Raw genomic sequence first — 15,480 nt, forward strand, 5'->3', positions numbered from 1 at the left:
TTTGAATCAACAATACAAAGGTGGGCCGAAAAGCAGGGCGGGTTTATATGTACATTACCCGGTTAGTTGTAATTATTTCCCTTCCTGAGAAATTTTTGGAGAATTTCTGAAATCAGATGGCGATATACCCATATTTTTTTTGAAGAAGTTGGAGAAGTAAGGCACATCTTCAAAACCAAGCTCAAAAGTGATGTGCTTTATCGATCTATCGGTATAGCACAGGAGCCGCCTGGCCTCTACGACGATCCTATCCTGGATGATTTGCGAAGGCGTTTTTTGGTTGAAAATTGCAAAAAGATTAGATAAGGTTTTTGGGGCCTTACAAAGCTGTTCCGCATAAAAACTAACCGAGTGCTCGGTTTTAAAATTTGCTTCTACCAGCAGGTTAAACTTTCGGATGATGTGAAACCTTTCGTCCTGAAGTTTTTTGGCCGGTACATACCCAAACCTGGCCAGCCGGGTAACATACATAATCAGGCGCTTTAGCAGCACCAGCAGCATTTCACTCTGGATATTGTCGGAAGTCTTGAATTCCTCAATAAAAACGTCGGAGAGCAGTTGTAACTTTTGTTGTGCCATGTCATCCAGCTCAACAAACATATGATCGGTACTGCTAAACAGGAACCCAACACAACTCACCTCACTATCGTGATCGATAATGCAATAAAATTCACGGTTAAATTGCCAGGCAATAATATTTGCAGAATTTTTAAAGCTAAAAGATTGATTAAACAAAAGGGTTAGCAGAGAATTGGACGGAAAATCATATTCAGATCCGTCAATGGTAACCGTTTGGCTTTCTCCTGTATTCCACGCAATAGTAAAATACTTATTGAACCGGTCTTTGCTGAAAAACAACCGGTCAAATGCCGCCTCGTCCTTAAAAAGCAGTAATTCCCCTCCTGTGTTTTCCTCCCTTAGTTTAAGTCTCATGGTCGATCAAATAAATTTATTACAAGCAAATACGGCGAAACTAACCGCTTCTGCCTAACTGCCGTTCAAAGTACGAAAGTGCAATGGAACCCCAAACTTTAAATTACAATTCCGGGGTATGCGGGATGCCCGTTCCCTTTTTTTGTAAATTGATATAGAAGCAATTGCACCTAAGACAATTAGAAAGCCCATTAGTCGACAAAATAATCACTCACTCCGTAAGCTTTTCACCGGGTTTGCCAGTGCGGCTTTTAATGCTTTGTAACCTATAGTCAACCAGCCTATCAATAACGAGATTCCAACCGCTCCAATAAAAACCAATACGCCCGGCGAAATACGATAGGCAAACGTTTGCAGCCATCCGTTCATCAGGTACCAGGCAGCTGGCGCACCTATTACAAATGCCACCATGATAAGCGCTAAAAATTCTTTTGAAAACAAATACAGGATGCTGCTAATTGATGCGCCTAAAACTTTTCGTATCCCTACCTCCCTGGTACGCTGTATCGCCATAAACGAAACCAATCCGTACAACCCAAGGCAGGATATAAAAATGGCAATAACTGCAAATACCTTGTAAATCAGTTCCAGCTGGTTTTCCTGCTCATAAAATTTAGCAATGCTGTCATCAACAAAAAAGCCTGTATAGGCATATTCGGGATATTTCTTTTCCCAGGTACTTTGCACAAGCGCGACAGTCTTCCTTAAATTTTTCCCTTCAATTTTTATCGCTATTTCCTGTTCCAATTGTTTGAAGGGGTACATCAACAGGGGTTTAACTTCCTCGCGCATCGAGTTTGTTTTAAAGTCGGCAACCACACCTGCTATAGGCAGGTTTGAGTAATTATCAAAGGTGATGGTTTTGCCCAAAACATCATCTGCACGTTTAAGGCCAAGTTTGCGTACAAAAGTTTCGTTAACCACTAATTGACGCGCGGTATCGCTTGGTTCATAGCCTTTGCCCGCTATAAATTTAAGGCCAAATGTTTTAAAATAATCGGCATCGGCTGCCTTCATGAAAACATCAAAACCCGGATCTTTTTCGGAATGATTATAGAAGAAATTGCTGGAATTGTTATGCGCCGAAGAAGGCACATCAGCCGAAAAACTGGCCGCCTGTACGCCTGGTAACGCCAGTACCTGTTGTTTAAAGCTGTTAAGGCGCGATAAACCAACGCTATCGGCAGGGCAAGGTACCGCAAGAACAGCTTGTTTATTAAAGCCAAGATCGGCATTGTTTACAAAATCCATTTGTTTAACGGCGATAGCCGTTCCAATAATCAATAATTGCGAAATGGCAAACTGCGTAACTACCAACACCCGGCGGAGCGATATGCCGCCCGCCGCTTTGGAGTTGATTTTGTTTTTCAACGCCTGGATAGGTTTAAACCCTGATACAATGATTGCCGGATATACGCCGGAAAGCAATACTACTGCAGCTATTACACAAGCCAGGCAAAGCAATATGCCGGGATTGAACAAGCTTATAGTATCGGGCACACTGGCTATGCGCTTAAGCAATGGAAAGGCCAGTTCGGCCACAACTACCGCAAGCCCTGCAGAAAACAGTACGATGATGGCTGTTTCGCACATCACCAGGCCAATCAATTGCCCGCGGCTGCTACCCAGCACTTTGCGGATCCCTACCTCTTTGGAGCGGCCCACCGATTGCGCAGTTGATAGATTAATAAAATTGATGGATGCCATAATGATGATCAGTACTGCGATGAGCGACAACGTGCGTAGCGTAGACCTGCTGGTTATATGATCGCCCAGTGTACCGCCAAAACTGGTATCGAAGTGGATGGCTGATAAGGGTTGTGCTACAGCAAATCTCTTCCGGCCGGTACGTTTATTATTGTCAAATTGTTTTTTTGAAAAGCTGAGCATCTGACTGTCTACGGTGCTCTGCAATACGTTTGCCGGGAATTTGATGTATACCTGGCAATCGCTACTGGTTTCGTCCCAGGTATTTCGGTAGTTGTAGCTTTTCGCATTTTGCTTCCAGGTGATGTATGAAACCAACACTTTAAACGGGAGGTCGGTATTTGCAGGTAAATCCTGTATTACGCCTGCTACCTTCAATGTAAGCAGGTTGTCCATCCTGAGTGTTTTTCCTACAGCTAAGTGCCAATCGCCAAAGTATTTTATCGCACTGCTTTGATCAATCACCACCATGTTGGGATCTTTTAAAACTGATGCATCGCCGGCCAGCCAGGTTGCTGAAAAAACATCAAACAATCCGGGTTCGGCAAACATGATGCCTGTGTTTTCTACAAATTTTTTGTCTGCTGCCGGGTTACCATTTGCCGCCCGGGCAACAATCTGGCTGCCATAAATGGCATTGATGCCTGCAACAGTGGCTTGCGGAAAATAAAGGCGAAAGGCGTCTACAGCTGGTGTCGATATTCCGGCACTGTACCTGATGTTGCCTTCCCGCACTTTTTTGGTAACAATGCGGTAGGTATTTTTATAACCCGGCTGATACGTATCAAAACTCAGTTCGTACTGAACAACTACAAATATGAGCAGGCTGGCTGCAATCCCTACTGCCAGGCCGGCTATATTAATTGCCGAGTAACTTTGATGGCGAACGATATTGCGCCACGCGATTTTGAAATAATTTTTGAACATATAATTGCGGTTTAATTTCTCTGTAGACCACCTGATAGTGGCTTCATGGTTCGAAATTACCGCAGCGGATAGCCTAATACTTCTCAAATTATAGGATGGGTAGCCTTTTTTGAGGTCATTTTTATATTCCAGCGGAGTTTTACCGGTGGCCTGCTTAAAAATACGGCTAAATGTGCTTTGGGCATTAAAGCCTGATTCATATGCAATGCCCAGCAGTGTGATATGGCTGTAGGCCGGATCCTCCATTTTACGGGCTGCATCTAAAACCCGGTATTCATTGATAAAATCATTGAAGCTTTTTTTGAGCCCTGTGTTGATTATCCTCGATAATTCATGCGTGCTGAGGTTAAGTTTTTCGGCCAGTGAACTTAAACTTAACTCCAGATCCTGGTAATAACGTTTATCTTCAAGAACCTTCTTCAGCCAGTTACCCTTTTGCCTCAGCAACGCGGGCGTTGTAGGTTTTGAAATTGGCATTGCATGCATCGTCGTCGCGATTTCCGTTTTTGAATGCGCCGTGGCCGCTATCCAAATCATCATTGCGGCCAACATCAGGTACAAGGAATAGTAAGTAGTTATACCTAAACTGTAGTGGAAATAAAAATAATCTACAAAAGCGTACGGCACCCACAACAACCATAACAGCGCTAAAGCTTTTATTAAACGTTGCAGCCATCGCATTTGATGGCGGTACCGGTCATTTACGTTATTAAATTTTATCTGTTGATAATAACGTTTTATTACCCCGAAGGAGATATACAAGTAGGCCAACGCCGAAATAAAAGCCGCTATGTTCAACACAGGGCTAATTTGCCCAAAGAGTGATGTATTATAAGCTGTTGCGCCAATACCGATGCTCTGCTTATTCTCCCATACAAGCACACCCTGTTGCAGCAGGGAAGGAGTAAAATGCAACAGATCCCTCCGGTGTAATTTGTATCCCGGCAGGCTTATCTTGCGCACATAAAAATAAATAAGCGGCCCAAGAGCCAACGAAAATTGAAGTGGTAATTGGTTCCAGTAGGGAAAGTATGCATCCAGGCCAACGCTTTGTCCCAATATCCGGACCATCCATAAAACAACAGCTAACAAGCCAAGGGCCAGAAACCGGTTTGCAGTACGGTTCAGTTTTGGGGTAAACCATAACAATACGGTAAAAGTCAGGCCTATAAATATCGCCGCCAAAAACGCCAGATCATAAAGGGTAATATGGAATATATATGGCTTCACAAGATCAAATAACTCAATCGTTGTTCCAAATAGCTAATATGCTGATATATTGATAATTAAAAAAGCAACATTATTAACATTGTAATAAAAACGAACATGCCGTTGTCCGCTTTTGAAATGTGCCGTCCCGTCCGGAAAAAGCTATACAGATTTGCTGACTAATGTTGAAAAACTTCAGGCAGCGAGCGACATATTAAATTACTATTCGATTTTACTTCGAAGCAATCTGACGCCTATTAATATAGTCCAGACCGGGAGGGTCAAAACGCCGATAAATGAGCCAATATAAAGAAATAGATGTACAACTATATTTGCCGTGGTTTCGGCGGGTATCTTGTCCATTACCTCATCTGATGGAGCAGGTATATGAAAAATAACATTATCCACAAATATGCCATATCCAATGGGAAATAAGCCGGCTAATATAAGTCCCGAGCCAACAATTATTCCAAACCACCTAAGCCATTGAGGAATAAATACCTTTAAACGCCAACATGCAACGATAACCCAGGCACCAAAAACACCTTGTGGAGCCATATACAAAGTATCTGCAAGAATTTTAGGGAAGATGAGCAATAGAAATAGTACAGTAAAACAAAGCGCACCAATTCCAACATTGAGAAATGCTTGCGTTATTTTTAAATTTTGTTCCTTGATGATTTTAAACAGCGCAATTGAAACTGGAATTAAAAAGAGAAATTGGAAAATAACACAGGAGTCATGAACTCTAATTGGAAGAGTTCCATTTTGTGAATCTTGATTGCGGATTAAAAGAAACCCAATAAGTGAAAAATACGCAATCATCCCCAATATGCCGCTTGCAATTGCTGCCCGTCCAGCAGTACGATAAGGTGAATTCATTGAACAGCAACTGGTTTTAAGAGTTAATTTTATATTGTAATGTAAAGCTATGCTTAAATGTTTAGAAAAAACGCTAATTAACGTTTATCAATCTAATATCGATAGTAATTAGGTCTGTAGTGTAAACTTTTATCCCTTTTGGGGTTAGATTGATAAACGCCGGGTTCCCGTTGAAGGAGATTGCGGACCCCAAAAAAGGTATAAAATTTCATGCAAAAAAAATCCCCACTCGCCGGAGTGGGGATAAATCATTGATTTTGTGGCTCCTGAGGCTGGGCTCGAACCAGCGACCCTCTGATTAACAGTCAGATGCTCTAACCGGCTGAGCTACTCAGGACTATTTTTCCGTTTGGAGTGGTGCAAAAGTATAATTTCTGCGGTAATTTCACAATATTTGCGCAAAAAAAATTTAAAATATTTTCCATGAGTTTGTTAGTTATTGGTACTGTGGCATTTGACGCAATTGAGACCCCCTTCGGGAAGACGGATAAAATCGTCGGCGGGTCGGCAACCTTCGCAAGTTTGGGCGCATCTTACTTTTTTGATGATATAAATATCGTTGCCGTGGTAGGCGATGACTTCCCGCAAAGCGAGATTGAAGACCTTAACAAACACAATGTAGATACCGAAGGGCTGCAAATTAAACAGGGAGAAAAATCATTTTTCTGGAGCGGCAGGTATCATAACGACATGAACAGCCGTGATACATTGGTTACCGAATTGAACGTTTTGGCCGATTTTGATCCAATAATTCCCGAATCATACCAGGATTGTGAATACCTGATGCTGGGCAATTTATCGCCACAGGTTCAGCAAAGCGTTATCGAACGCCTTAAAAACCGCCCCAAACTGATTGTAATGGACACCATGAACTTTTGGATGGATATTGCATTAGATGAATTATTGAAAACTTTGAAGCTAGTAGATGTACTAACCATTAATGATGCGGAAGCACGCCAGCTATCGGGCGAATTTTCGCTGGTAAAAGCTGCCCGTAAAATTTTAACCATGGGCCCGCAGTACCTGATCATTAAAAAAGGTGAGCACGGCGCCCTGCTTTTTCATGAAGATAAAATATTCAGCGCCCCCGCCCTTCCATTAGAGGAGGTTTTTGACCCCACAGGCGCAGGCGACACGTTTGCAGGCGGGTTTATCGGCTATATGGCCAAAGCGGGCACTGTGAGCTTCGAAAGCATGAAAAACGCCATCATCTATGGCTCGGCCCTGGCATCATTCTGCGTGGAGAAGTTTGGATCTGAAAGATTAAGGAACCTGACACAGGAAGAAATTACTGCCCGCATAGCCCAATTTGTGGGATTGGCCAAGTTTGAGATATAAGGAGCCAGCCCCACCCAAACCCTCCCCGGAAGGGAGGGCTTTAATATTGCCCTGCAAACTTTCAAGTCTCCCCCACCGGGGGAGATTTAGAGGGGGCCTGCGTGTAGCGTACCCACTTTTTCAAACTTTTCAAATACAGTTTCAGTATGCGGCGCATCAACAAGCTCGGGAGTTAGGTCCTGGCCGGCCCAATGTTCGTAATGTTTGCCATTGCGCCATAGGCGGCTTTCGGTTACATCATATATAATGCCTTTATAGGCCACCCAAATCTGGGGTTTATCCTGCCCGTTGCGCAGCGCCAGTTGCGATTTGGTATATTGGGGCAGCTCAGTCATTAGTTTTTCGTCTTGCTTTAAAGTATTCAAAAAAGCCGATGTTCATAAGTAACAGCGCCATTAGATAAAAATGATCTTCTACGGGTATAGTCCCTACCCTTTTGCCCATGTTTTGGCTATTGTTGTATATAACCACCGGGATGGCTGTTAAAATTCCGTTGACGATATAAAAAGGGAGCAGCGCCACTACATATGCTGCGTAAAACCAGCTAAGCCACTCTGCTTTAATTACATATTGAACCATTAACACCAATGCAAGTAAAAGCCCAAAAGTAATTGCAGTATAAATTTTATTATAATAAAAAATAAGCCCTAAAACAGAAAACATTACAACCAGGCTACTGATGATATTGGTTAACCGGGTATCTATTTGCCATTTTACGTAATAGTTTAAGCAGGCATAAATAAAAATACATGCAAAAGGCACTGTTAAAAAGAAAAGCACTTCTTCTAACGGCAAACCCCAGATTGTAACACCGACAATATATTGCGGGTTAAAGGACCAAACGCCTTTCATGGTAAACAGCACATCCCAAAACAAAAAGAAAAGGCCGGTTATAGCCATGCCCGGCCATATATATTTCCAGCTTTTATAAAAATGCACCTTTTTATCAAACGACAATCCAAACGGGAAAAAAACCGTCAATATATTGATGATGAGGTAAGTGTATCTCACTTTAATTCGGCTAAATGTTTGTTCAGATCATCATTTTGTGCGGGGGTGCAGCGTTTGGAATTCAGCAGAAATTTGATGATGGCTACCGTTAAATCCTTATCACCAGTACCATAGTTTTTTTTATCAAGCTGAGTTATAATTTCGTCACGATCGGTAACAAGGTCCTTGTTAAAACCTAAAAAGCCAGGCACGTTATGCTCAACCGAAAAACGTAAAAACCGGATCTCGATATTGTGCGGATCGGCGCTTACGGCTGTTTTGTAGGTAGCCTCGGCATTGTTAAGGTGTTTCACCTTCATATAAGGATTCCAGCTGAGCTTGGCCTTACATGCCGATAATGTAGCAATGTATGCTTTAATAACCCCGGCAGGGTTCTTGATTACAGCCAGGCTTTTATATAACGAATCGGTTGTTTTGCTGCTGTTCATGCACACCACCAATAAACTCCGGATACGCCTCAGGTTAGGCTCGTCTGCACGGCTTTGTTGGGTAACCAGCAACATCAGGATAATAGATGCAATAAAATAGATACGGTTGTTCATGAGGTGCAATTTAGCCCTTGTGGCAACGTGTTAACAGTCGCCTGGTAGCCGCCACGGCTTAGTCAAAAGTACAAATTGAAACCCATAATGTTTCAAAACAAAAAACCCGCCTTTAATAAGCGGGTTTTTTATTATATATATGGTTGAGTTTATAAATTTAGTTTTCGGCGTAAACGGGTTTGGCAATTCCGTTATCGTAGGCTTTCAGGTTCTTCTTCAGCAGTTTACGTGCTACGTGTATCCGGGTTTTTACTGTACCTATCGGAATATCTAAATGATCGGCAATTTCATGGTATTTGTGACCTTCAAAATACATGGTAAATGGCACATAATAATCACTGGGCAACCTATCTAAAGCTCTTTTAATATCATCCATCACAAATTTAGCTTCACCTTGATTTTTTGTTGAACTGAATACCAGGTTTGGCGAAGAGATTTCGTCGCTTTTGGTAACAAATGTGCTCATTTTAACAAAACGGCGATAGTTGTTAATAAACGTATTTTTCATGATGGTGTATAACCACCCTTTTAAATTGGTACCTTCTTTAAACTTATTGTAATAAGTTATGGCCTTCAACATTGTATCCTGAACAAGGTCGTTAGCATCGTCTGCGTCGTGCGTAAAATGTAAGGCGTATGATCTTAATGAAGTTGCCTGGCGCAGTACAAGGGTGTTAAACTCAATCTTTGTCATTTTGTTAAAGTTTTGTGTTAACAGTTAGGCAAGCATAGTGCCAGTACTGTATTAAATACAGCACAAAACACCACTTTGCGCCTTAAAATCAACAAACAAAACAAAAGTGTAAATATTACACTTTAACAACAAACAACAACCTGCTTATCAGACTATTAAATACATAAAAAAGCACCACAAAACAGAATACCAAAACAAATATTCCAGCAAAAACTTTATTGAAAACAAATGAAAACAAAATCGAAAATTTAGTTAAAATTTATTTTTTTAACTAATAATATTCACCTCGCGTTGTAGCATAACGCCAAATTTAGCGTACACACTGTCTATAATTTGCGACGAAAAGTTATAAATTTCGGTTCCGGTGGCTCCGCCGTGGTTCACCAATACCAGCGCCTGGTTCTTCCACGTTCCGGTATGGCCAATGGTTTTTCCTTTCCAGCCGCATTGTTCAATAAGCCATCCGGCAGCCAACTTTACCTGTCCGTCGGCAGCCGGATAATTAACCACATCGGGGAACTTAGTGTGTACAGTTTCAAATTCGTGCTGAGCTATTACCGGGTTTTTAAAGAAACTACCGGCATTGCCTATAGTTGTAGGATCGGGCAGTTTAGATACCCGGATGTGTGATACCACCTGCGATACATCTTTTATAGTAGGCGATGTGATGCCCCTGTTGGCCAGCTCCTGCCCTATGGCGCCGTACTGGGTATTGATGTTGGGAATAAGCGATAAATGGAATTTAACCGATACAATGATATATTGGTCTTTTAGCTCACTTTTAAAAACACTTTCGCGGTAGCCAAATTTACAATCGGCTTTGCTGAAGGTTTTAAATGCACCGGTGGCAATTTCAAAAGCCCTGCAGCTTACAAACGCATCTTTAAGCTCTACGCCGTACGCGCCGATGTTTTGAATAGGCGATGCCCCCACCGAACCGGGAATCAGGCTCAGGTTTTCGATGCCGGCATACCCACGGGCAACGCAAAAGTTCACCAAATCGTTCCATACCTCGCCGCCGCCGGCTTCTACAAATACATCGTTATGGCTAATGCGGTGTTCAATGCCCCTGATATTCATACGGATAACCAGGCCATCAAAATCTGTAACTAATAATAAATTGCTGCCTCCACCTAAAACCAACCTTTCGGTTTGCTGCCATTGCGGGTCGGCAAATAGTTCAACCAGGTCATCCTGGTGGGCTATTTCTACAAAATAACGCGCCTTGGCATCTATGCCGAATGTATTAAAGTTTTTAAGAGATACGTTTTCTTGTATTTGCAGCATGGAAGTTTGATGTCGGATTTCGGATGTTCGATTTCGGAATTATTAAGGGGCTAATTTCGGAATTTTAATTAACATGAAATGCATGCAAAAGTTCCCATTTCAGTTTAACATATTTGACGTAGTTGCCTGCTTAAGCTGCAATACAGGCGTATAATCCACTTTTCGGCGCCCGAATAACACAAATTTACCCCTTTCCTTTTACATTTAAAAACCGCTGTTTTTTCATATACAAACAGTTACAAACAGGTAATTATTTCACACTTTTCAGCAACAAATGCACTATTTATTGATACAAATAGTGCATTTATTAACACAAAAATAAAATGAAGTTTTTTTGTGGGCAAAATTCAGAAAAAGCAGTCTGAAAAATTGGGTATCTTGGTAAAAGAGAACCATCCCTACTCATTCCAGGGCAAATATTTCACCGTGCCAGCAACCTGTAATGTTGGCAATCCCAAATTCAATTGTTCGCCATTTAAAACACGCTCATACAACTTAAGGTATTTTTGCACCATGGTATGTACCCTAAAGTTATCCATGGCATATTGGTAACAAAGCTGGTTGCTAAATTGATTTATCGCCTTAAGTCCGTTTACCAGGTCCGATTTACTGTTGCTTAACAGCCCAACTTCTGCCGGCACCAGTTCGGGCAGCGATCCGTAGGGCGTACCCAACACCGGGCAGCCAAAATACAGGCTTTCAATAATAGCCAGGCCAAAAGGCTCGTGCCATAATACGGGGAACAACAATGCTTTGGAAGCATTTAGCACAGTCGCCTTTACATCGTTATTTACCATGCCCTTAAATCGCACATTTAAGTTTGCTGTAAAACGCAGCCCCATTTTTAAATTGAGGCGCGTACCGCCCAACACCATCAGCTTATTGCCGCTTTGGGTGGCTACATCAATAGCGCCTTTTACGTTTTTAACCTTCCAGGCGGCTTTGGCCAGGAAATGGGCATGTGTCCGTTTTTCCGACAGATCTGGCTTACGGTAATCATCCGGGTCCAGGCCGTGGTGTACAAAGGCCTCGCCACCGTAGCGCGATGCCTGGTTGGCAGATACAAATACCGAGTTTCGATTTAGCTGCTGCCCAAAGCCGGGGTTATCATGTACATTAATTAAATAAGGCTTCTTGCTAAACCCATTTACCTGGAAGTGAAAGTGCACCACATCCACATCGTCGGGCACCTGCAGGTTAATGTCGACAGCTGGGTCATAAACCAATATTTTAGCAAAAGCGCAGGTTGAGCCGGGCGCAACAAGATAGGTTACCGTATGCCCCAACCGGCTAAGCTCTTTACCCAGCCACCAGATAACACGTTCGGTGCCGCCATATTTGGGGGCCGGGATGCGGGTATTGTTTACTATTAATATCCTCATTTGAAAATGCAAGCGCCCGAATTTCGGAATTTAAATCGGATTGTTGTATTTTAGTAATATCTGGCTTTTTTCATATCCATTTCGCCATTGATTGATCTATTTTAGTAAAAGCACCAAAAAATCCATCATAAAATATTAATTTGTTAAATTTTCAACATCAAGATTGCAAATACTAAACTTTTTTAATTATTTTAGAAACTTAATTAACTTCTTAACGATTTAAATAAAAAAATGGCATCCATGAGCAATCCCGAAATATCGGCACAAAAGAAAACAATTGTAAGTCCGGTAATAATTATCGGCGTTCTATTCTTCATTTTCGGTTTTGTAACCTGGTTAAATTCGGTATTGATACCATATTTAAAAATAGCTTGCCAGCTAAACAACCGCGAGTCGTACCTGGTGGCAAGTGCATTTTATATTGCTTACCTGTTAATGGCCAAGCCATCGGCATGGTTGCTTAAAATATTTGGTTTTAAAAACGGAATGGCAGTGGGCCTGTTCATCATAGCCATTGGCGCTCTTATTTTTATACCTGCCGCTTTAACCCGTACCTACGCCATCTTTTTAATTGGCTTATTTGTACAAGGCAGTGGCCTTGCGGTTTTGCAATCGGCATCAAACCCCTACATCACTATAATTGGCCCGCCCGAAAGTGCTGCAAAGCGCATCAGCGTTATGGGTATATTTAACAAGTTTGCCGGCGTATTGGCGCCAATAGCGCTTGGTGCGGTTGTTTTAAATAACATTGATGCTTTTAACGCTAACCTTGCCAAATTAGATGTTGCCCAAAAAACTGCCGAATTGAACGAGTTGGCATCAAGGGTAATATTGCCTTATGTATTAATGGTTATCGTATTAGCCATATTAGCAGTGCTCATTTATTTTTCGGGCCTGCCAGAAATTGATACCGACCACGAAGATGAAACTGTAGCTGCAGCAAATTCGGGCAAAACAAGTATTACGCAATTCCCGCATTTAATATTGGGGGTGATAGCCTTGTTTTTTTACGTAGGCGCCGAAGTTATAGCCGGCGACTCCATAATTGGTTACGGGATAGCACATCATATTCCTTTGTCAACTGCCAAATATTTTGCATCGGGCACCCTAATTTGTATGGTAATAGGTTATATTGCTGGTATCGTGTTTATTCCCCGTTATATTTCTCAGCAAAAAGCTTTGGTATATTCGGCAGTATTGGGAGTTATTTTAACTGGTTTAGCTTTATTTACACCCAAATACGCGTCTATTAGCTGCATCGCTTTATTAGGTTTAGCAAACTCATTAATGTGGCCTGCTATTTGGCCGCTGGCACTTTCAGGGTTAGGCCGCTTTACCAAAATTGGTTCTTCATTACTGGTAATGGGCATAGCAGGCGCAGCGGTATTCCCTCCTATTTATGGTTTACTGGTTGATAAAATATCGGCTCAAACAGCTTATGTAATCCTGATCCCTATCTACCTTTTCATCTTCTATTTTGCAACCATCGGTTATAAAAAGGGGAAACATGTGATAGCGGTATAGATAAAAATCTTATTTTCATCAACTAATAAGGCAGCGATATTGATTATATTGCTGCCTTATTAGTTTAACCTTATCCGATGAAATTACGATTGAATTACTGGCAGCTCATCGCCCTTTTTTCACCATTCATATTGGTTATCGGCTGTACGTTTATGCCTAACCACATCCGGGCAAAATATTACATTAACGCCGAAATGATATGCCTGTTGTTGTGTATCGTTTTCCTGTTAGCCATCAGCTATCAAACCTACCTTGTAGTTTTTTTCAACAAAAAGATAAAGGGCAGCATATGGATAATTATTAATAATGTACCCCCGGTTTTACTGACGTTTTTTTGCACATATGGCTGTACACTTTTATTGGCAGAGGATTTTAATGGTAAGAAATCGCCCGACGGCCCAACCTCCGGGTCAGATTTCTGGCTGGTCAAAATAATTGTGGGTATCCTTTTTATTCATGAGCTCATTACTTTTTTTGTGATAAACAACCTGTATGTATCAGCTAAAATTGAAAGGGTGAAAGACAGTTTGCTGCGCCAAAAGCTATCCGATGATTTTTGGGAACCCATGAAAAAACTATTGATCATATCTATCCTTGGCTCAGCAGGCAGTTTTGTTTTGGCAATAGTTGCCTTGGTTATTAAAATGAGGTTTTTGAAGGATTAGTGTACTTATATCAAATGAGGAATAAGTACAATCCAATTAATATTGGAGTGAGCGGACTAATGTTATCTGAACCGGAATTTTTAGAATTAAAGAATTTTTAGAATTTTAAAATCCCCTCGCAGCTAAATTCTGCCCTTTTAAAAAATTCGTTTAATCCGGGTTCAGACTAAATTGATATTGATTATATTACTACCTAATTAACTTAAACCTTATCCATGAAAATACGCTTGAATTACTGGCAGCTGATATTGTTGTTTTTGCCGGCAATAATTGCGTCCCAAATGTCTAACATTCCTCACTCTTTCTGGCAAGCATATGGAGTAATTAAAACAATATCAAACCTGCTCTTCGCGGTTAATCCATGTTTTATTGTTGGCTACCAGGCTTATTTAGTAACCAGTTTTAACAAGACAATTAATGGGGCAAAGTGGGTTACCGTGAATGCGCTTGTGCCCGTAGTTTTCTTGATCGCACATTTCATTTACATTGTATGGTCGACAGATCTCAAACCGGTGCATTTGCACAATGCGATTGGCCCCATGGAGCAAGCCGATTTCGGATTTGTCTCTAAAGTCATAACTGTATTTTTGGTACACGCAGCCGTTACCTTCTTTTTAGTGAACAACATATATGTTTCCCGGCAAATCAAAAATATATCTGACGACGGTACGAAAAATCAGCTAAACCAGGATTTTATGAAGCCTATGAAAAGGCTATCGAATATATCGTACATTGCTTTAGCTGGTTTATTAATAATTGCAGCCATAGCTGATATTATGATTAATGGCTTTGTCCCAAAGCAGGATTAAGTACAATCGCAATTAATAATTGGATTCAACGGACTAATGTTTCCTGAACCGGAATTTTTCACCATTTGTTTATTTTTAAGGTCGTTCAAGAAGGCTACGCCGTTTATCGAATTGAAGATTTTTTAGAAGCTGTTTAAAATAAAAGAAAAAAACATTATTGAACGTTAAAGCTTGTCGAAATACAGCGGCGTATAGTATGGCGGAGACGACTCACCCGGTCGAGGCTGCGCCCGACCACCCTCTCTCCGGCTAAAGCCGCAAAGAGGGTTTTGAAGTCTTCATTCTAAAAATTGTTGGTTATCAATAGAATAATATACCAAACCCTCTATGCGGCTTCGCCGCATAGAGGGTGGCCCAGCGTAGCGTCGGCCGGGTGAGTCGTGGCCGGCGTTCAACCGGATGTTTATATATATCCTAATACTTGATGGCGTGTATAAAGCAATAATATTTTTATCAAATCAGCTTTAACAGCTTCTTAGACGCTGTCTAAATTTGATTTGCTAATGTTTTTATGCTTCTAATGAATAGACAACAACGTATTCGCATGGCAGCGAAGACTCACCCGGCTAC

General features: G+C 41.4%; 13 protein-coding genes and 1 tRNA gene. 4 read left to right on the top strand and 10 right to left on the bottom strand.

Translation table 11 applies throughout. The features are described 5' to 3' along the window. Positions 1 to 72: 72 nt before the first annotated feature. From FSB76_RS08435 to FSB76_RS08450, 4 genes are all read right to left on the bottom strand, one after another. Positions 73 to 933: a helix-turn-helix domain-containing protein gene (locus FSB76_RS08435; protein WP_147053154.1), complete on the bottom strand. Its 861-nt coding sequence runs from the start codon at positions 931 to 933 to the stop codon at positions 73 to 75. Positions 934 to 1,140: 207 nt separating this feature from the next. Then, on the bottom strand, positions 1,141 to 4,797 hold the full coding sequence (locus FSB76_RS08440) for an ABC transporter permease (protein WP_147053155.1): 3,657 nt from the start codon (positions 4,795 to 4,797) through the stop codon (positions 1,141 to 1,143). A gap of 201 nt (positions 4,798 to 4,998) precedes the next feature. Further along, entirely contained in the window at positions 4,999 to 5,658 is a 660-nt protein-coding gene (locus FSB76_RS08445; protein ID WP_147053156.1) for a hypothetical protein, read from the bottom strand. Positions 5,659 to 5,918: 260 nt separating this feature from the next. Further along, positions 5,919 to 5,995 (bottom strand) — tRNA-Asn (locus FSB76_RS08450). Positions 5,996 to 6,081: 86 nt separating this feature from the next. Between FSB76_RS08450 and FSB76_RS08455 the strand changes: the two genes are divergently transcribed. Beyond that, on the top strand, positions 6,082 to 6,996 hold the full coding sequence (locus FSB76_RS08455; RefSeq protein WP_147053157.1) for a PfkB family carbohydrate kinase: 915 nt from the start codon (positions 6,082 to 6,084) through the stop codon (positions 6,994 to 6,996). 86 nt (positions 6,997 to 7,082) lie between these two features. On the opposite strand, the gene FSB76_RS08460 is transcribed toward FSB76_RS08455, so the two are convergent. From FSB76_RS08460 to FSB76_RS08485, 6 genes are all read right to left on the bottom strand, one after another. Then, a complete protein-coding gene (locus tag FSB76_RS08460; RefSeq protein WP_147053158.1) occupies positions 7,083 to 7,331 on the bottom strand; it encodes a cytochrome b5 domain-containing protein in 249 nt (82 codons plus the stop codon). Further along, on the bottom strand, positions 7,324 to 8,007 hold the full coding sequence (locus FSB76_RS08465; RefSeq protein WP_147053159.1) for a lycopene cyclase domain-containing protein: 684 nt from the start codon (positions 8,005 to 8,007) through the stop codon (positions 7,324 to 7,326). The genes FSB76_RS08460 and FSB76_RS08465 overlap by 8 nt, the downstream gene beginning before the upstream one ends. Then, positions 8,004 to 8,549 carry a hypothetical protein gene (locus FSB76_RS08470; protein ID WP_147053160.1) on the bottom strand — a complete coding sequence of 182 codons (546 nt, stop codon included), beginning with the start codon at positions 8,547 to 8,549 and terminating at the stop codon, positions 8,004 to 8,006. The genes FSB76_RS08465 and FSB76_RS08470 overlap by 4 nt, the downstream gene beginning before the upstream one ends. Positions 8,550 to 8,706: 157 nt before the next feature. Further along, positions 8,707 to 9,243: an RNA polymerase sigma factor gene (locus FSB76_RS08475; RefSeq protein ID WP_147053161.1), complete on the bottom strand. Its 537-nt coding sequence runs from the start codon at positions 9,241 to 9,243 to the stop codon at positions 8,707 to 8,709. Between the two features lie 267 nt (positions 9,244 to 9,510). Continuing rightward, the gene (gene murB / locus FSB76_RS08480) at positions 9,511 to 10,548 is read right to left on the bottom strand and encodes a UDP-N-acetylmuramate dehydrogenase (RefSeq protein WP_225976531.1); all 1,038 of its coding nucleotides are present in this window, start codon (positions 10,546 to 10,548) and stop codon (positions 9,511 to 9,513) included. A gap of 380 nt (positions 10,549 to 10,928) precedes the next feature. Then, entirely contained in the window at positions 10,929 to 11,912 is a 984-nt protein-coding gene (locus FSB76_RS08485) for a glycosyltransferase (RefSeq protein WP_147053163.1), read from the bottom strand. A gap of 240 nt (positions 11,913 to 12,152) precedes the next feature. On the opposite strand from FSB76_RS08485, the gene FSB76_RS08490 reads away from it, so the two are divergent. The 3 genes from FSB76_RS08490 to FSB76_RS08500 all read left to right on the top strand — a co-directional run bounded on the left by FSB76_RS08490 (position 12,153) and on the right by FSB76_RS08500 (position 14,910). Then, a complete protein-coding gene (locus FSB76_RS08490; RefSeq protein ID WP_147053164.1) occupies positions 12,153 to 13,436 on the top strand; it encodes a sugar MFS transporter in 1,284 nt (427 codons plus the stop codon). 77 nt (positions 13,437 to 13,513) lie between these two features. Then, positions 13,514 to 14,101: a hypothetical protein gene (locus tag FSB76_RS08495; RefSeq protein ID WP_147053165.1), complete on the top strand. Its 588-nt coding sequence runs from the start codon at positions 13,514 to 13,516 to the stop codon at positions 14,099 to 14,101. Between the two features lie 215 nt (positions 14,102 to 14,316). Next, entirely contained in the window at positions 14,317 to 14,910 is a 594-nt protein-coding gene (locus tag FSB76_RS08500) for a hypothetical protein (protein WP_147053166.1), read from the top strand. Positions 14,911 to 15,480 lie beyond the last annotated feature (570 nt).

This window comes from Mucilaginibacter ginsenosidivorax (assembly GCF_007971525.1).
In the GTDB taxonomy this organism is placed as follows: domain Bacteria; phylum Bacteroidota; class Bacteroidia; order Sphingobacteriales; family Sphingobacteriaceae; genus Mucilaginibacter; species Mucilaginibacter ginsenosidivorax.

What these genes read in the sequence shown, in the direction of transcription:
- FSB76_RS08500 (WP_147053166.1), top strand. Translation starts at nt 14,317, where the DNA reads ATGAAAATACGCTTGAATTACTGGCAGCTGATATTGTTGTTTTTGCCG.
- FSB76_RS08435 (WP_147053154.1), bottom strand. Translation starts at nt 933, where the DNA reads ATGAGACTTAAACTAAGGGAGGAAAACACAGGAGGGGAATTACTGCTT.
- FSB76_RS08470 (WP_147053160.1), bottom strand. Translation starts at nt 8,549, where the DNA reads ATGAACAACCGTATCTATTTTATTGCATCTATTATCCTGATGTTGCTG.
- FSB76_RS08495 (WP_147053165.1), top strand. Translation starts at nt 13,514, where the DNA reads ATGAAATTACGATTGAATTACTGGCAGCTCATCGCCCTTTTTTCACCA.
- FSB76_RS08455 (WP_147053157.1), top strand. Translation starts at nt 6,082, where the DNA reads ATGAGTTTGTTAGTTATTGGTACTGTGGCATTTGACGCAATTGAGACC.
- FSB76_RS08485 (WP_147053163.1), bottom strand. Translation starts at nt 11,912, where the DNA reads ATGAGGATATTAATAGTAAACAATACCCGCATCCCGGCCCCCAAATAT.
- FSB76_RS08490 (WP_147053164.1), top strand. Translation starts at nt 12,153, where the DNA reads ATGAGCAATCCCGAAATATCGGCACAAAAGAAAACAATTGTAAGTCCG.
- FSB76_RS08475 (WP_147053161.1), bottom strand. Translation starts at nt 9,243, where the DNA reads ATGACAAAGATTGAGTTTAACACCCTTGTACTGCGCCAGGCAACTTCA.
- FSB76_RS08445 (WP_147053156.1), bottom strand. Translation starts at nt 5,658, where the DNA reads ATGAATTCACCTTATCGTACTGCTGGACGGGCAGCAATTGCAAGCGGC.
- FSB76_RS08460 (WP_147053158.1), bottom strand. Translation starts at nt 7,331, where the DNA reads ATGACTGAGCTGCCCCAATATACCAAATCGCAACTGGCGCTGCGCAAC.